At 65.4% G+C, this 18,516-nt stretch carries 18 protein-coding genes; 11 read left to right on the top strand and 7 right to left on the bottom strand.

From position 1 onward, the window contains the following. Together Q0D44_RS13580 and tsaD are read right to left on the bottom strand one after the other, a co-directional pair. Entirely contained in the window at nucleotides 1–972 is a 972-nt protein-coding gene (locus tag Q0D44_RS13580) for an NAD(P)H-dependent glycerol-3-phosphate dehydrogenase (RefSeq protein ID WP_294137109.1), read from the bottom strand. After that, nucleotides 969–2,003, bottom strand: a complete 1,035-nt coding sequence (tsaD, locus tag Q0D44_RS13585) for a tRNA (adenosine(37)-N6)-threonylcarbamoyltransferase complex transferase subunit TsaD (protein WP_294137110.1) — start codon at nucleotides 2,001–2,003, stop codon at nucleotides 969–971. The genes Q0D44_RS13580 and tsaD overlap by 4 nt, the downstream gene beginning before the upstream one ends. 44 nt (nucleotides 2,004–2,047) lie before the next feature. Here tsaD and hemC point away from each other — a divergent pair, with 44 nt between their 5' ends. The 4 genes from hemC to Q0D44_RS13605 all read left to right on the top strand — a co-directional run bounded on the left by hemC (nucleotide 2,048) and on the right by Q0D44_RS13605 (nucleotide 5,403). Next, the gene (hemC, locus tag Q0D44_RS13590; protein ID WP_294137111.1) at nucleotides 2,048–2,974 is read left to right on the top strand and encodes a hydroxymethylbilane synthase; all 927 of its coding nucleotides are present in this window, start codon (nucleotides 2,048–2,050) and stop codon (nucleotides 2,972–2,974) included. Beyond that, nucleotides 2,971–3,642, top strand: a complete 672-nt coding sequence (locus Q0D44_RS13595) for a uroporphyrinogen-III synthase (RefSeq protein ID WP_294137112.1) — start codon at nucleotides 2,971–2,973, stop codon at nucleotides 3,640–3,642. The genes hemC and Q0D44_RS13595 overlap by 4 nt, the downstream gene beginning before the upstream one ends. 29 nt (nucleotides 3,643–3,671) lie before the next feature. Further along, nucleotides 3,672–4,547 (top strand): hypothetical protein, encoded by an 876-nt coding sequence (locus tag Q0D44_RS13600; protein WP_294137113.1) that lies wholly within the window; start codon nucleotides 3,672–3,674, stop codon nucleotides 4,545–4,547. A 109-nt stretch (nucleotides 4,548–4,656) separates the two neighbouring features. Further along, nucleotides 4,657–5,403, top strand: a complete 747-nt coding sequence (locus Q0D44_RS13605; protein ID WP_294137114.1) for an alpha/beta fold hydrolase — start codon at nucleotides 4,657–4,659, stop codon at nucleotides 5,401–5,403. Nucleotides 5,404–5,419: 16 nt separating this feature from the next. Here Q0D44_RS13605 and gltX read toward each other — a convergent pair whose 3' ends face one another. Together gltX and Q0D44_RS13615 are read right to left on the bottom strand one after the other, a co-directional pair. Continuing rightward, nucleotides 5,420–6,748 (bottom strand): glutamate--tRNA ligase, encoded by a 1,329-nt coding sequence (gene gltX / locus Q0D44_RS13610; RefSeq protein ID WP_294137115.1) that lies wholly within the window; start codon nucleotides 6,746–6,748, stop codon nucleotides 5,420–5,422. Nucleotides 6,749–6,865: 117 nt separating this feature from the next. Continuing rightward, the gene (locus Q0D44_RS13615; RefSeq protein WP_294137116.1) at nucleotides 6,866–8,527 is read right to left on the bottom strand and encodes an NAD+ synthase; all 1,662 of its coding nucleotides are present in this window, start codon (nucleotides 8,525–8,527) and stop codon (nucleotides 6,866–6,868) included. Nucleotides 8,528–8,662: 135 nt separating this feature from the next. On the opposite strand from Q0D44_RS13615, the gene Q0D44_RS13620 reads away from it, so the two are divergent. Continuing rightward, entirely contained in the window at nucleotides 8,663–9,598 is a 936-nt protein-coding gene (locus tag Q0D44_RS13620) for a ribose-phosphate pyrophosphokinase (protein WP_119746953.1), read from the top strand. 5 nt (nucleotides 9,599–9,603) lie between these two features. Here the strand turns inward: Q0D44_RS13620 and Q0D44_RS13625 are convergent, their stop codons facing one another. Then, nucleotides 9,604–9,840 (bottom strand): hypothetical protein, encoded by a 237-nt coding sequence (locus tag Q0D44_RS13625; protein WP_294137117.1) that lies wholly within the window; start codon nucleotides 9,838–9,840, stop codon nucleotides 9,604–9,606. 49 nt (nucleotides 9,841–9,889) lie between these two features. Continuing rightward, on the bottom strand, nucleotides 9,890–10,309 hold the full coding sequence (locus tag Q0D44_RS13630) for a VOC family protein (RefSeq protein ID WP_294137118.1): 420 nt from the start codon (nucleotides 10,307–10,309) through the stop codon (nucleotides 9,890–9,892). 65 nt (nucleotides 10,310–10,374) lie between these two features. Here Q0D44_RS13630 and hisN point away from each other — a divergent pair, with 65 nt between their 5' ends. Further along, nucleotides 10,375–11,184, top strand: a complete 810-nt coding sequence (gene hisN / locus Q0D44_RS13635) for a histidinol-phosphatase (RefSeq protein WP_294137119.1) — start codon at nucleotides 10,375–10,377, stop codon at nucleotides 11,182–11,184. Nucleotides 11,185–11,202: 18 nt separating this feature from the next. Here hisN and Q0D44_RS13640 read toward each other — a convergent pair whose 3' ends face one another. Further along, nucleotides 11,203–13,365 carry an AsmA family protein gene (locus tag Q0D44_RS13640; protein ID WP_294137120.1) on the bottom strand — a complete coding sequence of 721 codons (2,163 nt, stop codon included), beginning with the start codon at nucleotides 13,363–13,365 and terminating at the stop codon, nucleotides 11,203–11,205. A gap of 175 nt (nucleotides 13,366–13,540) precedes the next feature. Here Q0D44_RS13640 and rpmI point away from each other — a divergent pair, with 175 nt between their 5' ends. From rpmI to pheT, 5 genes are all read left to right on the top strand, one after another. Beyond that, the gene (rpmI, locus tag Q0D44_RS13645) at nucleotides 13,541–13,744 is read left to right on the top strand and encodes a 50S ribosomal protein L35 (protein ID WP_004208916.1); all 204 of its coding nucleotides are present in this window, start codon (nucleotides 13,541–13,543) and stop codon (nucleotides 13,742–13,744) included. Between the two features lie 13 nt (nucleotides 13,745–13,757). Continuing rightward, a complete protein-coding gene (rplT, locus tag Q0D44_RS13650; RefSeq protein WP_006952270.1) occupies nucleotides 13,758–14,120 on the top strand; it encodes a 50S ribosomal protein L20 in 363 nt (120 codons plus the stop codon). A 196-nt stretch (nucleotides 14,121–14,316) separates the two neighbouring features. Then, nucleotides 14,317–14,931, top strand: a complete 615-nt coding sequence (locus tag Q0D44_RS13655; RefSeq protein ID WP_294137151.1) for a LysE family translocator — start codon at nucleotides 14,317–14,319, stop codon at nucleotides 14,929–14,931. Between the two features lie 67 nt (nucleotides 14,932–14,998). Further along, a complete protein-coding gene (pheS, locus tag Q0D44_RS13660; protein ID WP_294137121.1) occupies nucleotides 14,999–16,090 on the top strand; it encodes a phenylalanine--tRNA ligase subunit alpha in 1,092 nt (363 codons plus the stop codon). Then, nucleotides 16,087–18,504: a phenylalanine--tRNA ligase subunit beta gene (gene pheT / locus Q0D44_RS13665; RefSeq protein WP_294137122.1), complete on the top strand. Its 2,418-nt coding sequence runs from the start codon at nucleotides 16,087–16,089 to the stop codon at nucleotides 18,502–18,504. Before pheS ends, pheT begins: the two co-directional genes overlap by 4 nt. Nucleotides 18,505–18,516 lie beyond the last annotated feature (12 nt).

Consider the following 18,516-nt stretch of genomic DNA (forward strand, 5'->3'; position numbering starts at 1 on the left):
TTATTCGGGGCGCAACGGACGCGCGAGCAGCGCGTCGATCACGGTGCCGAGCGGCGCGGCATCGGCCAGCAAGGCGCAGACCGCTTCGACCACCGGCATTTCCACCCCCGCCGCCCGCGCGGCATCGCGCAACACCGCCGCGGTAAACGCGCCCTCGGCCACGGTGCGGCGGTTGGACAGGAGTTCAGCCGCGCTGCGTCCTTCGCCCAGACCCTGGCCCAGCGAGAAGTTGCGCGAATTGGTGGACGAGCAGGTCAGCACCAGATCGCCCAGCCCCGACAGCCCGGCCAGCGTTTCCGCCCTTGCGCCGCGCGCCAGGCCAAAGCGCGTCATTTCGGCAAAGCCCCGGCTGATCAGCGCCGCGCGGGCGTTGAGGCCCAGCCCCGCGCCGTCCGCCACGCCGCACGCAATCGCCAGCACATTCTTGACCGCGCCGCCGATTTCCGCGCCGGTGACATCGTCGGACAGATAGGGGCGGAAAGCGGGGCGGGCGATCCGCGCCGCCAGTTGCGCGCCCAATATGGCATCGTCGCACGCCAGCGTGATCGCGGTCGGCAATCCCCTGGCCACTTCATGGGCGAAGGTCGGGCCGGACAGGACGGCAATCGGCGATGTCGGCTGCGCTGCACGCGCCACTTCCCCCATCAGCAGGCCGGTCCCCGCCTCTATCCCCTTGGAACAGAGGATCAGCGGCACGCCGGCGGGAGCCTGGGCCACGACGCCCCGCAAATGCTGGGCCGGGCTGACCACCAGCAGCATGTCGCAATCGCCAAGGTCGGCCATCGCGCCGGTCGCACGAATGGACGGGGCTAGTTTGATACCAGGCAGATAGAGCGGATTTTCCTGTCCGCCATTGATCGCGTCGACCACTTCGGTCTCGAGCGCCCACAGCGTCACGGCCTGCCCGTCGGCGGCCAGCAATTGCGCCAGCGCCGTGCCCCATGCACCCGCCCCGAGGACTCCAGCCTTCATGCTTTCACTCCGGCGCCGCGCGCCTTTTCTGCCGCCGGATCGAGCGGCCATCGCGGCCGGGCGGGAACGGTCAGGTCATCGATCAGTCCCACGGCAAAGCGCTCCGCTCCCGCCCAGGCGATCATGGCAGCATTATCGGTGCAGAGCCATAGTGGCGGCGCGACGAAGGGCAGGCCATGATCGGCCGCCAGCTTTTCGAGCGCCCCCCGGATCGCCTGATTGGCCGCGACCCCGCCTGCCACGACGAGCGCGGTGATGCCGTCCGCCTGCCCCAGTGCGCGGCGGGTGCGGTCGATCAGGCAGTCGATGACGGCCTGCTGGAAACTGGCGGCAATGTCGGGCGTTGTATGGTTGCCGGACTGGACCGCACGCATGACCGCGCTTTTAAGACCGGCGAAAGAAAAATGCGGTTCTGCCGTGCCGAGCAGCGGGCGGGGGAGGGGAACGGCTTTAGGATTGCCCTGCGCTGCGGCGTTCTCCACCTGTGGGCCGCCGGGATAGCCAAGGCCCAGCAGTTTGGCGGTCTTGTCGAAGGCTTCGCCCGCTGCGTCGTCGATCGTGGTCGCGAGGCGAGAATAGTCGCCAGGCCCGCGCACCAGCAAAATCTGGCAATGGCCGCCCGACACCAGCAGCAGCATATAGGGAAATTGCAGCGTCCGGTCGGACAGGCGCGGCGACAGGGCGTGGCCTTCCAGATGGTTGACCGCGATCAACGGCTTGCCCGCCGCATGGGCTAGTGCCTTGGCGGTCACCAGCCCGACCATCACTCCGCCGATCAGCCCCGGCCCTGCGGTCGCGGCGATCACATCGACCTGATCCAGCGTCATCTCCGCGTCTGCCAGCGCGGCTTCGATCAGGGGGCTGAGCGCCTCGACATGGGCGCGGGCGGCAATTTCGGGGACGACGCCACCATAGGGGCGGTGCGCCTCCTCCTGCGTGGCCAGCCGATGCGCCAGAATCCGTCCGTCGGCCGTCACCAGCGCCGCTGCGGTTTCATCGCAGCTCGATTCCAGGCCGAGGATGATTGTCATTGTCGCTTCCATCTAATGCCCGTGGTCATTAGAGCAAGCCGCATATGATTTTGTCCGACCGACCGTTGCGCCTCGGCACCAGGGGCTCGCCCCTTGCGCTGGCCCAGGCCCGCATGACCGCCCGCGCCTTGTGCGATACCCATGGATGGCCCGATAGCGCCGTGGCGATCGTCACCGTCCAGACCAGTGGTGACCGGATACAGGACCGCGCGCTGGCAGAGATTGGCGGCAAGGCACTGTGGACCAAGGAGCTGGACCGGGCGCTGGTCGAGGGCGAGATCGATTTTTCGGTCCACAGCATGAAGGATGTGGAGACGCTGCGCCCTGCCGTGTTCCGTATCGCCGCTATGCTGCCGCGCGCCGATGTGCGTGACCGGCTGGTAGGGGCGGACAGTTTCGATGCGCTGCCCGCCAATCCGGTCGTCGGCACCAGCTCACCGCGCCGCGCTGCGCAGGTGACGCGGCTGCGGCCCGATGCCACCATCACCCTGTTCCGGGGCAATGTCGCAACGCGGCTGGCTAAGCTGGCGGCGGGCGAGGTCCACGCGACCCTGCTGGCGGCGGCTGGGCTGGACCGGCTGGGGCAGGGCGATGTCGGCGTGACCATCCCGATCGACATGATGCTGCCCGCGCCCTCGCAAGGCGCGGTGGGGATAGAGGCGCTGGCGGACAATGAGGCGGTGCTGGCGGCGCTGGCGGCGATCAGTGATGCTGACACGTTTGATTGCGTCATGGCCGAGCGTAACGTGCTGATGGGGCTGGGCGGCACCTGCCATTCGCCGATCGCGGCGCTGGCGCTGGTGGATGGCGATCGGCTGCACCTGCGCGCGGAGATTATCAGCCCCAACGGGCAGGAAACGGTGAGCGAGGACGCCCATATCGACCGGCAGGATCATGACGCCGCGCACGCAATGGGTCGTGCGCTGTTGGACCGGGCCAGTCCGGCGCTGCGGTCGCTGTTCGAAGCGTGAGGCGGGTTCTCATCCTGCGGCCCGAACCGGGGGCGGGCAGGACGGCGCAGGCGGTGGCGCGGCTGGGTCTGGAGGCGGTGGTGCATCCGCTGTTCGCGCCGCAGGCATTGGAGTGGACAGCGCCGCTGGCCGCGGATTTCGACGCGTTGCTGATGACCAGCGCCCATGCGGCGCGGCTGGCGGGGCCAGCGCTTACGGCCTATCGCAAGTTGCCCGCTTATGCCGTGGGCAGCGCGACGGCGGCGGCTTTGCGGGCGCAGGGATTTGACCGCGTGGTCGCGGGCGATGGCGACGCCAGCGCCATAGCGGCGCGGATCGTGACTGATGGCCACCGCGCTGTGCTGCATCTGGCGGGCACGACGGTGGCGCCGATGGAGGCGGGACCGCTGCATGTCACGCGGATCGCGGTGTATAGCATGGCCAGCCTGCTGCCTGATCCCGCCCTGTTGCGTGATGCGGTGCCGGGAACGGTGCTGCTGGTCCATTCGCCCCGTGCGGGGGAGCGGCTGGCGGCGCAAGTCCCGATGGCGGCGAGGGCGGGGCTGCATATCGTCGCCATCAGTCCGGCGGCACTGGCGGCGTGCGGAACGGGCTGGGCCAGCGGGACTTCGCCGGACCAGCCACGCGATGACGACATGCTGGCCCTTGCGCGTGGTTTGTGCGAATGACGGGTGGAATGACAGGCAAAGGGGGCAGCATGAGCGACGAGGACGGCCTTGGCAGCATGACCCCGACCCCGCCTCCCGCGCGGCGGCGCAGCATGGTGCCGTTGCTGATCCTGATCCTCCTGGCCTTTGTCGTAGGGGTTGCCGTCACCGTCTGGGCCTGGCCGCAGATCCAGCGCCGCTGGGGTGATCCCCAGCCGCAAGTGGCCAGCGTGGCCCCGCTGCTCGGCAGCAATCCCGCACCCTCTCTGGCGCAGCGTCCGCTCACCGCTGACGCCGCGCAGATGCTCGATGCGCGGGTGGTGCAGTTGGAGGAGCGGCTGACGCGCATCACCGTGGAGGCGCAGGCCGCATCGGGCAATGCCGCGCGGGCCGAAGGGCTGCTGGTCGCCTTCGCCGCGCGCCGGGCGCTCGATAGCGGCGCGCCGCTCGGCTATGTCGAGGGACAATTGCGACTACGCTTTGGCCAGGCGCAGCCGCGCGCGGTCGCGACCATCATCAATGCCGCGCGCGAGCCGGTGACGCTGGCCGACCTGCGCGGCGGGCTGATGGACATTGGCGACCGGGCAACGACCCCGCCTGCCGATGCGAGTTGGTGGAGCGCGATCGAGCATGAAGCGCGCGAACTGGTGACGATCCGCCGGGCATCGACCCCTTCACCCCGTCCGCAGGCCGGGTTTGACCGGGCGATCCATTATCTCGACGGCGGACGGGTGAATGCCGCGCTGGCAGAGGTGGAACGATTGCCAGGTCGGGCTGTTGTGGACCGTTGGGTGCAGTTGGCCCGCCGCTATCTGGAGGCGCGTCGTGCGCTTGACCTGATCGAGACAGCGGCCATATTGGAGCCACGCGCGCTGCGCAGCGTTGAGGGCGCGCCGGTCGCGCAGACGTCGCCGCTGGCACCCTGATCCAATATTGCGATAAACAGTTTCTTTGCTGCGATGAAACCGATGGACGCGGACGGCGTTTGTCACGACACTGTCATCTTTGCCTTTGGGCCAAAGGGATTTTGTCGTCGTGCCACCTCATGCTGCCGTCACCACTTTCTGGAAGGATCGCCTCGCGTCCGGCCCGCGCGCCGTCGCCCGGCCATCGATCCAGCATTTGGTCGGCAATATGGCACTCCCCTTCGATCTGGCACGCACGCGGGCGCAGGCCGATGCGCTGGCGCAGACTATTCGGGGTGATGGTCGCGCGCTGCTGCTGATCCCCGGCTTGCTGGCGTCGGACGCGCGGATGGAGCCGATGCGCGCGATCCTGAACAGGGCCGGTTTTGACGCGCATCATTGGGGCCAAGGGCGCAATTTCGGTCCGAAGGCGGATAGTCTGGAGGCGATCGACCGTCGGGTGGACGACATACGGCGCATGACCGGTGGTCCGGTGACGCTGGTTGGTTGGAGCCTGGGCGGGCTGTATGCGCGCGAATATGCCAAGCTGGCGGCGGCCAAGGTCGGCGGCGTGGTGACGATGGGCACGCCCTTTTCCGGTGACCCACGCGCCAACCATGCCTGGCGGCTCTATCAGCTGGTGTCGGGCACGCCGGTCGACCGCCCGCCCTTTCCCTGTACGCGCGAAGCAAAGCCGCCGGTGCCGACGGTCGCGCTCTGGTCGCGACGCGACGGGGTGATCCTGCCCGAATGTGCCAAGGGCCGCAGCGGGGAGCGGGATAGCGCGATCGAGGTCGACTGCACCCATATGGGCTTTGCCGCCGCGCCCGAAGGCATTGCAGCGGTGGGCAAGGCGCTGGAGTTGATCAGCGTCTGAGACGCTCGCGCTTTCCTTAGGCCTGGAGGCGGGCCAGGGCCTCGTCCCGGCCGATCAGCGGCAGCAATTGTCCCATGTCCGGCCCATGATCCAGTCCCGTCAGTGCGCGACGCAGGGGGAGGAACAACGCCTTCCCCTTGCGGCCGGTTTCGTCCTTCAACGCTGCTGTCATCGTGCGCCAAATGTCGGCGTCGAAGGAGGCGTTGGTCAGGATGCGGTGGGCGCTGGCCAGGAAGTCGCGATCTTCTGTTTCCGGCACGGGCGCGTCCACGGGTCCGGTGACGATCCGCCACCAGTCGGCGGCACCGGCGACGGTCTCCAGATTGGGACGGATGGCATCCCATGCCGGGGCGTCCATACCTTCGGGCAGGTGGGTGGCGACCGCTTCATAAGGCAACAGATGGACGATCTTCTGGTTGAGGGTCGCGAGTTCCCCTTCGTCGAATCGCGCGGGGGCGCGGCCGAAATGGGCGAAGTCGAAACTGTCGATCAGGGGTTGCATGGTGGCGAATGGCTCGATCGGCTGACTGCTCCCCAGCCGTGCCAGCAGCGAGGCGATGGCGGTAGGCTCCAGCCCGATCTCACGGAAATGGGCGACGCCCAGCGATCCCAGCCGCTTGGACAGCTTGCCCTCGCTCCCCGTGAGCAGGGCTTCATGCGCAAAGGCCGGGAGCGGTGCGCCGAGCGCTGAGAACATCTGGATCTGGGTCGCGGTGTTGGACACATGATCCTCCCCACGCAGGACGTGGGTGACGCCCATATCGACATCATCGATAACCGACGGGAGCATGTAGAGCCAGCTGCCGTCGGCGCGGCGGATCACCGGATCGGACAGCAATTTGGGGTCGAAACGCTGGTCGCCGCGAATCAGGTCGGTCCAGACGATCGGCTGGTCATGATCCAGCTTGAATCGCCAATGGGGCGCGCGGCCTTCGGCCTCGTAAGCAGCGATCTGGTCCGGGGTCAGCGTCAGCGCGGCGCGATCATAGACCGGCGGCAAGCCACGCCCCAGCAAGACCTTGCGGCGGAGGTCCAGTTCCTGGCTCGTCTCATAGGCCGGATAAACATGACCCGATGCTTTGAGCGCTTCAAACCGCGCTTCGTAGAGGGCAAAGCGCTCCGACTGCTTCGCCTCTGCGTCCCAGTTCAGCCCCAGCCATTGCAGGTCGGCGCGGATCGCATCGGCATATTCGGGGCGTGAACGCTCCAGGTCGGTATCATCGAGCCGCAGCAGAAACTGCCCCCCGCTCTTTTGCGCCCACAGCCAGTTATGCAGCGCGGCGCGGATATTGCCGACATGGAGGTGGCCAGTGGGTGAGGGGGCGAAGCGGGTGATGACGGTCATGGGTTAATCCTAAATCCGTTCGGGCTGAGCGAAGTCGAAGCCATCCACTGAGCGGAGCGAAGTGGCTTCGCTACGCTCAGCTTGACCCTTCGACTTCGCTCAGGGCGAACGGGGAAATCATAATGTTCTAAAGGCATTGGTAATCGGATAACGGCGGTCGCGGCCGAAATTGCGGCTGCCCAGTTTCACGCCGGGGGGCGACTGGCGGCGCTTATATTCCGCGACATAGAGCAGCCGTTCGATCCGCGCGACCGTATCGCGCTCGAACCCGCGCGCAACCAGCTGATCGACCGACAATTCCTCCTCGACCAGACCATAGAGGATCGGGTCCAGTACCTCATAGGGGGGCAGGCTGTCATCGTCGCGCTGATCGGGGCGCAGTTCGGCGCTTGGCGGCTTGGTGATCACCCGCTGCGGCATGACCGGGCCGGTGGGGCCAAAGCCCTCACCCAGCGACGGGACATGCTCGTTACGCCAGCGCGACAGGTCGAACACGGTAGTCTTATAGGCGTCCTTCAGCACCGAATAGCCGCCCGCCATGTCGCCATAGATGGTGGCATAGCCGACCGACATCTCGCTCTTGTTGCCGGTGGTCAGCAGCATGTGGCCGAATTTGTTGGACAGCGCCATCAGCGTCACGCCGCGGATACGCGACTGGATATTCTCCTCGGTCAGGTCGCGCTGGCGCTCGGCGAACACATCGCTGAGCATCGTGTCGAACGCGCCGACCGCCGGTTCGATGGGAATGGTGTCGTAACGCACACCCAGCAGGCGCGCACATTCGACCGCATCGTCCAGGCTCTCCTGACTGGTGAAGCGCGATGGCATCATGACGCACCAGACCCTTGTCGGCCCCAGCGCATCGACCGCGACGGCGGCGGACAGCGCCGAATCGATCCCGCCGGACAGGCCCAGCACCACGCCGGGAAAGCGGTTGCGGTTCACATAGTCGCGCAGGCCCAATACCATCGCGTTGTAAATGTCGGCGGGCCGCTCGTCGGGGACATGGCAATCGCCGGGCAGGCAGACCCACTGGCCATCCCATTTTTCCCACTGGGTCAGCACCAGCGCCTCTTCCCAGACCGGCAACTGCTGCGCGATGCCGAAATCGGCGTTCATGACGAAGGATGCACCATCGAACACCAGCTCATCCTGCCCGCCGACGCGGTTGAGATAGACCAACGGCAGGCCGGTTTCGCGCACCCGCGTGCCGGCCACCATGGTCTGGCGCCGGTCATCCTTGTCGACCTCATAGGGGCTGCCATTGGGGCTGATCAATATCTCCGCGCCCTCGGCTTTCAGGTGCGCGGTGACGAAGGGGAACCAGATATCCTCACAGATCGGCACGCCGATCTTGACGCCACGAAAATCGATTGGTGCTGGCAGCGGGCCGGGGGCAAACAGGCGTTTTTCATCGAACGTGCCATAATTGGGCAATTCGCGCTTCTGCCGGATCTGTGTCACCGCGCCACCCTCCAGCAGGGCGACGACGTTGAACAGGACGCCATGCGCGGCGACCACGGTGCCGACCAGCATCGCCGGTCCGCCATCCGCCGTCGCCTGCGCCAGCCGGTCCAGTTCCTGATTCGCGCGCTCGACCAAAGCGGGTTTCAGCACCAGATCTTCGGGCGGATAGCCGATCAGCTGCAATTCGGGATAGACGATCAGGTCTGCGCCAGCGGCCTTGTCCCGCCATGCCAGCATCGCGTCCGCGTTGGCGGCAAGGTCGCCCACCGATTGGGTCATCTGGGCGAGGGCGATCACAAGTTTGTCGGTCATGAACCGGGCCGTTAGAGCATTTTGCCGCCACGCGCAAAAGCGCCTTTCCAGCAGGAACGGACGCGGCTAAAGGGGCGGCGTTTTCACGCAGCGTCATTAATTCGTCACGCCGCCAAATAGCAGGGGGACTTGGCCATGAAGCTCATGACCGGCAATTCCAACAAGCCGCTCGCGGCCGCCATCGCCGACTATATCGAAATCCCCCTGACCGACGCCAGCGTCCGCCGCTTCGCTGACGAGGAAGTGTTCGTGGAAATCCACGAAAATGTCCGGGGCGAGGATGTGTTCGTGATCCAGTCCACCAGCTATCCGACCAACGACAATCTGATGGAATTGCTGATCATGATCGATGCGCTCAAGCGCGCGTCGGCCAAGCGGATCACCGCCGTCGTCCCCTATTTCGGCTATGCCCGGCAGGACCGCAAGCCCGGCCCGCGCACGCCCATCAGCGCCAAGCTGGTCGCCAACCTGATCACCAAGGCGGGTGCCGACCGCGTCCTGTCGGTCGATCTGCACGCGGGGCAGATCCAGGGTTTCTTCGACATTCCGACCGATAACCTGTTCGGTGCGCCGGTCATGTCGGCGGATATTCAGGCGCGCTTTGGCGACCGCAATATCATGGTCGTGTCGCCCGACGTCGGCGGCGTGGTGCGTGCGCGGGCGCTGGCCAAGCGGCTCGACAATGCGCCGCTCGCCATTGTCGACAAGCGCCGCGAGCGTGCGGGCGAATCGGAAGTGATGAACATCATCGGTGACGTGAAGGGCCGCTTCTGCGTGTTGATCGACGATATCGTCGATTCGGCGGGCACACTGTGCAACGCGGCCAGTGCGCTGAAGGCGGCGGGGGCAGAGGAAGTGGTCGCGTATGTCAGCCATGGCGTGTTGTCGGGTGGCGCGGTCGCGCGGGTCGAGGCGTCGGACCTGCTGGAACTGGTGATCACCGATTCGATCCAGGGCACCGATGCGGTCAACAATGCCGCGCATATCCGCCATTTGCCGATCGCGCCTTTGCTGGGCGAGGCGATCAAGCGGATTGCCGACGAAAGCTCGGTGTCGAGCCTGTTTGATTGAAAGCTTCAGGCCGCTGGTAGCAATATCAGCGGCATGGACAGGATCATGATCAGCGCGGCCACGACACGCTGGCCGCGCGATATGCCGAGCGGCTTGCCCTGCCAGACCATCGGGCAGGCCAGCACCGCCAGCGCGATCAGCAGGTTGGACAGGATGGTAGCGCCGCCGACCGGCATGTCCTGCCGCAGCGCAAGGCCCGAAAACAGGGCGACAAAACTCAGGAACCAGCCGATCAGCGCCATGGGCAACCCCTTTGTTCGCGAGTCTTAGCGTGACGGGGTTGCCGAAGGCTTAAGCCCAAGGATCGTAGCTGCCAAAGCTCCAGACATTGCCTTCCGGGTCGAGCGCGCTGTAGCCGCGTCCCGGATAGCCGTCATTGTCGCGTGGCTCATCGACCACCACCGCGCCTTCATTGCGGGCGTGGAGACAATGGCCATCGACATCGGGTATCACGACATAGACGCATCCGGTGACCCCGCCCAGGTCGCGCGCGGTGGACCAGGTGTAGAGCGATTCGCTGGCCATATCCTGCACGCTGCCCAGCATGATCATGCCCGCACCCAACACAAGTTGGGCATGGTGGATAATGGTCGGGTCGGCATCATCGGCATAGACGGCGTGGCGCACGAAACCGAAGGCGTCGCACAGAAAGTCTATCGCGGCAGGGGCGTCGGCATAGCGCAGGCATGGGATTACAGGCGAACCGGGCATTTTACCCTCCTTCTCCATAGAGGCGCAGTCTAGCGCAAAGGGCGCGCAGCCGCTAGGCGAAGGGGATGACCACCCGCGATGACCTGGCCCTTGCCAACCGCCTTGCCGACGCCGCTGGCGCGGCGATCCGCCCCTTTTTCCGCGCCCGCTATGACATGGAATATAAGGCGGACAAATCGCCGGTAACGGAGGCCGATCGCGCGGCTGAGGCCGCGATCCGGGCGATATTGGAGAAAGAGCGTCCGGGCGACGGCATCATTGGCGAGGAATATGGATCGGTGCGGGAGGATGCCGAACGGGTGTGGATTCTCGATCCGATTGACGGCACCCGCAGTTTCATCGCCGGTCGGCCGATCTTCGGCACGCTGATCGCGCTGACGCAAGGGGGGTGGCCGACCATCGGGATCATCGACCAGCCGATCGCCAAAGAACGCTGGGCCGGTATGGCGGGGCAGCCGACGACCTTCAACGGCCAGCCGATCCGCACCCGCGCCTGCCGCGCGATCGAGGGCGCAGGCATTGCGACGACCAGCCCGCACCTCTTCGATGATGGCGACGTGCCGCCTTATATGGCGCTGGTCGCGGCGGTCTCCGGCGGATCGCCGCGGCAGGGACCGGTCTATGGCGGGGATTGCTATAATTACGGCCTGGTTGCGTCGGGCTTCCTCGACATCGTGATCGAATCGGGGCTACAATCCTATGATTTCGCCGCTTTGGTGCCGGTGGTAGAGGGTGCTGGCGGGCTGATGTGCGACTGGCACGGTGAACCGCTGACCGCGGACAGCGACGGCCATGTGCTGGCGCTGGGCGATCCGGCGCGGCTGGAGGATGTGCTGGAGGCGATGGCGAACGCCGCGCATGGCCACAGCCACTAAGTTACAGGGGTAGGGTGGTCAAAAAATTCCCAGAAACTTCTTGTCCTGGCGTTTCTGCTCGCTTTTGCTGCCCTTGCCCTTCTCATCCTTTGCCGTCGTGCCCTGGCCGACATCGTCGCGCGGATTGCCGCGCTTGGTGCGCTGGGCGATCGCATTGGCACCGGACAGGATCGGGCCGCACGCCGCACCCTTTGCGTCGCCGACATCGGCGAAGGCGATAACCGCTGCCAGTGGCGTCCCCACGACCGCCAGTCCTGCGGCCACACCGCTGCGCGCCAGCAGTTCGGGACTGATGACCGACATGCCGGGCCGGGCGAAATAGCCGTTGATGCCGATCGGCGACTGACCGGAGAAGAGGCTGATCTTCTTGCTGTCGGCGCGGAAAGCGATGTCGAGGCTTTCGTTGCGGAAGGAAAAGCCGCCCCGCCCAGTCATTACATTTTTCTTCGTGTCGATCAGGATCGGGTCGGCGGCTGCCACGCCATTGCGCACGGTGAAGGCGATCAGGCCGCAATTGATCTGCACCGGATCCTTGAGCTTGCCCGCAAACATCTTGGTCGCGAACGTGCCGATGTCGAGTTCGGACAGTTGGACGTTGCGCGCCCACATCGTGCCAGCGGGCAGGATCACGGCGATGCGGCCATTGGCGGTCGCGAGCGAATCGTGCAGCGTGTCGCCCATCCCCGTCATCTGCACGCGGCCCTTGATCGTGCCGGTCGTGCCGGACTGTTCGACACCCCAGCGTGCCAGCAACGTACCCATGGGCGTGGGGGCAAGGCGAATGTCGTAGCTGGTCCTGACCGGCGTGCCACGCGCATTGATCTCTATGTCCGACGCGACATGGCCGCCCGACATGTCGAAGGTCAGCGGTGAGAGGGTGAGCAGGCTGCGGTCGAGTTTCAGGGTCAGGGCGATGTCGGAAATGGGGACGCGCTCGGCCCGGACGCGCTTGACGCTGTAAGTTACTTCGGCGTCGGAATTACGGATCGCATCGACACGCAGCGGCGTGTCAGGCAGCAGGCGCGGTGTGCCCTGCACCGTCTCGATCGCGCCAGCCGCGCCCTGCTTCTCGATCTTTTCAGGATCATAGCCAAAGAAAGGCGCGGCATCGATGATGTCGAGCGTTTGGGTCGACAGATCGGCTTTGAGCAACAGGCGGCCATCGGGAAGCGACGCAGTGAAGCGGCCCGCCAGATCGCTGGCGCCAAAGCGTCCCTGCAATTTCGTAAAGCGCCATTCGTCGCCGACCTTGGTCAGGGCCGATGTGAAGCGATAGGCGCGGGTGTCGGGAATGGCTGCGCCCAGGAAATCGAACAATAGGGTGAGATTGGGACCGCGGGTGACCAGGCGCAGGTCGCTGCCTTCCAACTGCGTCGCGCCGGGCAGTGTGCCGGTGACGTCCACGACCGTCGCCCCCGCCTGCGCGCGCAGTTGCAGGCTGTTCTTGCCGCGTGAGACCGTGGCATTGGGAGAGAGCAAACTGCCTTTGAGCGTGAACGGCTTGCTTCGCATAGAGCCGGTGCCGGACAGGCGTATATCGCTGATAAAGCGCGTATCTTTCGCCCGGACCGTCTCGAACCCGATGTCGGCATTCAGTTGCAGGCGTGGATCGCGGTAGCGCAGCGTGGTCCCTGCCAACCTGGCCTGGGTTATCAGGGGGAATACCATCGGCTTGCCGTCCGCCTTGGGATCGCCCAGCGTCCAGGTATTATGCTTGTGGTCGCGAGACCATTCTAGATCGACCGCGCCATTGCGCAACTCCAGCCATGGCAGGCGGACCTTGTCGCCGAAAATCAGGCTGAGCGGCGCGATCCGCGCGTCGATCAGGTCGGCGCGGAACAGGTCGGGCTGGCTCGCCCAAGGCAGATTGGCGATGCGCGCCTTCTCCGCCCGGAACTTGATGCTGATCGGCGCGAAATAGAGCTGGAAATCGCCGCCGACCCGGACTTCGCGTTCGAGCCGGGTGCCCAATATCTGTTCGAACGGGCTTTTGAGGAAGCGCCCCTTGGTAATGAACAGGATCAGCCAGATCGCGAAGAGAAAGCCAATGATGCCCAGAAGGAGGCGCACGGGCCATGGCAATCTGCGCCACCGTTCGCGCAGGGCGGTCGCATGGGCGCGATAGCCTGCGCGGGGCGCGTGGGCCGGGCTTTCCGAAATCTGCGCATCACCATCGACCATGGCGGCCTCAACGCCCCGGCGGGCGAAATGGCTCCGAAGCGCGGCATGTGCGAATCGCTTGCCTTTCCTTGCCCACCCGCCTATGCGCGCCCTTCGCGATATTCAGTGGGACCGCCCGGCTAACTAGGGCTGCCGGGGCTGTCTGTAATCGTCGCGCTACGCAAAGGAGACGAAAATGCCCAAGCTCAAGACCAAGAGCGGTGTGAAGAAGCGCTTCAAATTCACCGCTTCCGGCAAGGTCAAGCACGGCGTCGCTGGCAAGCGTCACCGTCTGATCAGCCACAATGCCAAATATATTCGCCAGAACCGTGGTACTTCCGTGCTGTCCGATGCCGACGTGGCTCACGTCCGCCTCTGGGCGCCCTACGGCCTCAAGTAAGGAGTAAGGGACAATGGCACGCGTCAAACGGGGTGTAACCACCCGCGCCAAGCATAAGCGGCTTCTGGTACAGGCGAAGGGCTATTATGGCCGTCGCAAGAATACCATCCGCGTCGCCCGTCAGGCTGTCGAAAAGGCCGGCCAGTATGCGTATCGCGATCGCAAGGTTAAGAAGCGCAGCTTCCGTGGCCTGTGGATCCAGCGCATCAACGCGGGTGTCCGCGCTGAAGGCCTGACCTATTCGCAATTCATGCATGGCCTCAAGCTCGCCGGTGTGCAGCTGGACCGCAAGGTTCTGGCCGACATTGCGATGCACGAAGGCGAGGCGTTCAGCGCCATCATCGCCCAGGCCAAGGCTGCGCTGCCCGCAGCATAAGGCCGGTCGATCGCAAGATCGTCAAAAGGGCGCCGGGGCAGATGCTTCCGGCGCCCTTTTTGTTTTCTGGCCACACTAATCCCCGTTCGGGCTGAGCTTGTCGAAGCCCCGCACTTTCTTGAAGGAAAGAACGGCCCTACGACAGGCTCAGGGCGAACGGATTTTATGATGAGCCGCCATCATGAGGACCAACCCCATGTCGCTGCATCTCTGGTGGCTTTATGTGACCGCCGTGTTCCTGATCTCCGCCACGCCGGGGCCGAACATGCTGCATGTGATGACGCAGAGCATCGCCCATGGTCCGCGCCGCGCGCTGGCGACGATGGCGGGGCTGATGAGCGCGGTGCTACTGTGCCTGATCGCGTCGGCGCTGGGGCTGGGGGCGTTGCTCAAGGCCTCGCCGCGCCTGTTCGACGTGCTGCGTTACGCGGGCGTTGCCTATCTGGTCTGGCTGGGGATCAAGGCTTGGCGCGCGCCGGTTGGCGGGGTTGATGGCGCGGTGTCCAAGCGTTCGGATCGCGCGCTCTATCTGACCGGGCTGCTGACCGGCCTGTCCAACCCCAAGCTGATCATCTTCGCCGCCGCGCTGTTTCCCCAGTTCATTGACCCTGCCCGTCCGTTCGGGATGCAGCTGGCGATCCTGGTGATCAGCTTCGTCGTGATCGAATTGGGCTGGCAGGCTGCTTATGCGCTGGGCGGGATCAAACTGGCCCGTTGGCTGGCACCGGTGAACCGCCAGCGCCTGTTCAACCGGGCGACCGGCGTGATGTTCATCGGTTTTGGCGGCGCATTGCTGGGCGCGCGGGCGTAAGCCTTCCCTTGCACGGCGCGCCTCGCTAAGGCGCGCCTATGTTTCCGCTCCTCAGGAATGACAGTAGATGACAGACATTAGCGCATTGAAAGCCGGGCTGATTGCCGACATTGCCGTCGCGGACACGCTGGACGCAGTCGAGGCGTTGCGCGTTGGCGCGCTTGGCAAGAGCGGAGTCATTACCGGCCTGCTCAAGACGCTGGGCGGCATGTCGCCGGACGAGCGACTGGAAAAAGGCCCGCCCATCCAGGATCTGCGCGAATCCGTGACCGCCGCGATCGCCGCGAAAAAGGCGGCGCTGGAGCAGGCGGCGCTCGACGCGCGGCTGGCGTCTGAGAAGATCGACATGACGCTGCCCGCCGATCTTGATCCGCAGGGCAGCGTGCATCCTGTCAGCCAGGTGATGGACGAACTGGCGGAAATCTTCGCTGATCTGGGTTTCTCGGTCGCGACCGGACCGGAGATCGAGGATGACTGGCATAATTTCACCGCGCTCAATATTCCTGAGACGCACCCGGCGCGCGCCATGCACGATACTTTCTACTTCCCCGACGAGGAGGGGCAGAAGCGGATGCTGCTGCGGACCCATACCTCGCCGGTGCAGATTCGCACGATGATGACGACGCCGCCGCCGATCCGCATCATTGCGCCGGGCCGCGTCTATCGCAGCGACTCAGATGCGACCCACACGCCGATGTTCCATCAGATCGAGGGGCTGGTGATCGACAAGGGGATCACGCTGGGGCATCTCAAATGGACGCTGGAAACCTTCCTCAAAGCCTTTTTCGAGCGGGAGGATATCGTCCTGCGGCTGCGCCCCAGCTACTTCCCCTTCACCGAACCCTCTGTCGAGGTCGATGTCGGCTATACGCTGGTCAACGGCCAGCGTGTCATTGGCGGGGACGGCGATGCGGCGGACGGCGGCTGGCTGGAAGTGTTGGGCAGCGGCATGGTCAACCGGCGGGTGATCGAGGCGTGCGGGCTGGACCCGGATGAGTGGCAGGGCTTTGCCTTTGGCACCGGGGTCGACCGGCTGGCGATGCTCAAATATGGGATGAACGACTTGCGGGCCTTCTTCGACGGCGATCTGCGCTGGCTCAAACATTATGGCTTTTCGGCGCTGGACGTGCCGACGCTGAGCGGGGGAGTGGGCGCATGAAGTTCACCCTGAGCTGGCTCAAGACGCATCTCAAGACGGATGCCGACCTTGCGATGATCCTCAAGACGCTCAACGCCATCGGGCTGGAGGTCGAGGGCGTCGAAAATCCGGCGGAGAAGCTGGGTGGCTTCAAGATCGCGAAGGTCTTGACCGCCGAACGCCATCCGCAGGCCGACAAGTTACAAGTGCTGACCGTCGACCATGGCGACGGCAATCCGTTGCAGGTCGTGTGCGGCGCCCCCAATGCGCGCGCGGGGCTTGTCGGCGTGTTCGGGACTGAGGGCGCGGTGGTGCCCGCCAATGGCATGGTGCTGAAAAAGACGGCGATCCGCGGTGTCGAATCCAATGGCATGATGTGTTCCACGCGCGAGCTGGAACTGGGTGACGATCATGACGGCATCATCGAACTGGATGCGGACGCGCCGGTGGGGCAGGTCTATGCCGACTGGGCGGGGCTGAACGATCCGGTCATCGACGTGTCGATCACGCCCAACCGGCAGGACTGCATGGGCGTGCGCGGTATTGCGCGCGATCTGGCGGCGGCGGGGCTGGGGACGCTCAATGTCATCATCGTGCCGGAGATTGCGGGCGTTGGCGCGGGGCCGGATGTGCGGACCGAGGATGTGGAGGGCTGTCCGGCCTTCTTCGCGCGGACCGTGCGCGGCGTGACCAATGGCCAGTCGCCCGACTGGATGGCCAAGCGTCTGAAGGCGATCGGGCAGAAGCCGATCAGCACTTTGGTGGACATCACCAACTATATCATGATCGACCTGGGCCGTCCGCTGCACGTCTATGACATGGCGAGCCTGAAGGGCGGGCTGGTGGCGCGCAAGGGCAAGCCGGGCGAGCAGGTGCTGGCGCTCAATGGCAAGACCTATACGGTTGACGAGACGATGACCGTCATCGCCGACGACGAAGCGGTGCATGACATTGGCGGCATCATGGGGGGCGAACATTCGGGCGCGCAGGATGGCACCACCGACGTGCTGATCGAATGCGCTTACTTTACGCCCGAACGGATCGCGATGACCGGGCAGAAGCTGACCCTGACATCCGACGCGCGCGGGCGGTTCGAGCGTGGGGTCGATCCGGCCTTTCTGGACGATGGCCTGTCGATCGCGACCAGTCTGGTGACGCATTTGTGCGGTGGCACGCCCAGCGAGGCAACCCGCGCGGGTGCGCCGCCGGTGACGCCAAAAGTCGTGCACTATACGCCCGACCAGTGCCTGACGCTGGCGGGCGTCTATGTGGCGGCGGACGAGCAGAAACGCATCCTCGAAAGTCTGGGCTTTGTCGTGGGCGGGCAGGAAAACCGCACCGATTATGAGGATGGCGTGCCGGTGATCGTGCCGGGCACCTGGTCGATCACCGTGCCAAGCTGGCGGCGCGACGTCGATAGCTGGCCCGATATTGTCGAGGAAGTGGTGCGCATCGTCGGGCTGGAGCATGTACCCTCCACCCCGCTGCCGCGTATGCCGGGCGTTGCCCGTCCCACCGCCACGCCTGAGCAGCTGGTCGAGCGCCGGGTGCGCCGGACGGCGGCGGCGCGCGGCCTTGCCGAGGCGATCAACTGGTCCTTCCTGTCGGAAAAGGAGGCCGCTTCCGTGGGCGGGGGGCAGTGGGTGCTGGCCAACCCGATTTCGGAGGATTTGAAGGTCATGCGGCCGTCGCTGCTGCCCGGCCTGCTGTCGGCCAGCCGTCGCAATATGGATCGCGGCGCGGCGTCGGTGCGATTGTTCGAGCTGGGGCGGCGCTATTTCAAGCAGGGCGAGCGGGCGACCGTCGGCTTCGTGCTGGCGGGCGAGAAGCAGCCGCGCAGCTGGCAGGATGGCAAGGCCCAGCCCTTCACCGCCTATGATGCCAAGGCTGACATCTTGGCGCTGCTTGCGGCGGCGGGCGCGCCGGTTGCCAATCTCCAGAGTTTCGGAGAGGCATCGGGGGCCTATCATCCCGGTCAGTCGGGGACGTTGCGGCTGGGGTCAAAAGCGGTGTTGGCCGAATATGGCGTGCTGCATCCGGCCTTGGCCAAGCAGTTCGGACTGAGCGGCACGGTGGTGGCGGGCGAGATTTTCCTCGACGCGATACCGGGCAAGCGCAAGACCGGCTTCATGCGCGCGCCCTATGCGCCGCCCGCCCTGCAGGCGGTGAAGCGCGATTTCGCCTTTGTCGTGGCTGACGCCGTGGAGGCCGATGCGCTGGTCCGGGCGGTCAAGGGCGCGGACAAGAAAGCGATTGTCGATGCGCGTCTGTTCGATGTCTTTACTGGACCGGGCGTGGATGAAGGCAGCAAGAGCCTTGCGATCGAAGTCACCCTCCAGCCGGGCGAGAAGAGCTTTACCCAGGAAGAACTGGACGCGATCAGCGCGGCGATCGTCAAGGCCGCGCAGAAGCTGGGCGGCGTGTTGCGCGGCTGAACCGACGCGAGG

This window comes from Sphingobium sp. (genome assembly GCA_023266575.1).
Classification (GTDB): domain Bacteria; phylum Pseudomonadota; class Alphaproteobacteria; order Sphingomonadales; family Sphingomonadaceae; genus Sphingobium.

Excerpts from the sequence above, each read along its gene's own strand:
- Q0D44_RS13580 (WP_294137109.1), bottom strand. The coding sequence starts at position 972 with ATGAAGGCTGGAGTCCTCGGGGCGGGTGCATGGGGCACGGCGCTGGCG.
- tsaD (WP_294137110.1), bottom strand. The coding sequence starts at position 2,003 with ATGACAATCATCCTCGGCCTGGAATCGAGCTGCGATGAAACCGCAGCG.
- hemC (WP_294137111.1), top strand. The coding sequence starts at position 2,048 with ATGATTTTGTCCGACCGACCGTTGCGCCTCGGCACCAGGGGCTCGCCC.
- Q0D44_RS13600 (WP_294137113.1), top strand. The coding sequence starts at position 3,672 with ATGAGCGACGAGGACGGCCTTGGCAGCATGACCCCGACCCCGCCTCCC.
- gltX (WP_294137115.1), bottom strand. The coding sequence starts at position 6,748 with ATGACCGTCATCACCCGCTTCGCCCCCTCACCCACTGGCCACCTCCAT.
- Q0D44_RS13615 (WP_294137116.1), bottom strand. The coding sequence starts at position 8,527 with ATGACCGACAAACTTGTGATCGCCCTCGCCCAGATGACCCAATCGGTG.
- Q0D44_RS13620 (WP_119746953.1), top strand. The coding sequence starts at position 8,663 with ATGAAGCTCATGACCGGCAATTCCAACAAGCCGCTCGCGGCCGCCATC.
- Q0D44_RS13625 (WP_294137117.1), bottom strand. The coding sequence starts at position 9,840 with ATGGCGCTGATCGGCTGGTTCCTGAGTTTTGTCGCCCTGTTTTCGGGC.
- Q0D44_RS13630 (WP_294137118.1), bottom strand. The coding sequence starts at position 10,309 with ATGCCCGGTTCGCCTGTAATCCCATGCCTGCGCTATGCCGACGCCCCT.
- hisN (WP_294137119.1), top strand. The coding sequence starts at position 10,375 with ATGACCACCCGCGATGACCTGGCCCTTGCCAACCGCCTTGCCGACGCC.
- Q0D44_RS13640 (WP_294137120.1), bottom strand. The coding sequence starts at position 13,365 with ATGGTCGATGGTGATGCGCAGATTTCGGAAAGCCCGGCCCACGCGCCC.
- rpmI (WP_004208916.1), top strand. The coding sequence starts at position 13,541 with ATGCCCAAGCTCAAGACCAAGAGCGGTGTGAAGAAGCGCTTCAAATTC.
- rplT (WP_006952270.1), top strand. The coding sequence starts at position 13,758 with ATGGCACGCGTCAAACGGGGTGTAACCACCCGCGCCAAGCATAAGCGG.
- Q0D44_RS13655 (WP_294137151.1), top strand. The coding sequence starts at position 14,317 with ATGTCGCTGCATCTCTGGTGGCTTTATGTGACCGCCGTGTTCCTGATC.
- pheS (WP_294137121.1), top strand. The coding sequence starts at position 14,999 with ATGACAGACATTAGCGCATTGAAAGCCGGGCTGATTGCCGACATTGCC.
- pheT (WP_294137122.1), top strand. The coding sequence starts at position 16,087 with ATGAAGTTCACCCTGAGCTGGCTCAAGACGCATCTCAAGACGGATGCC.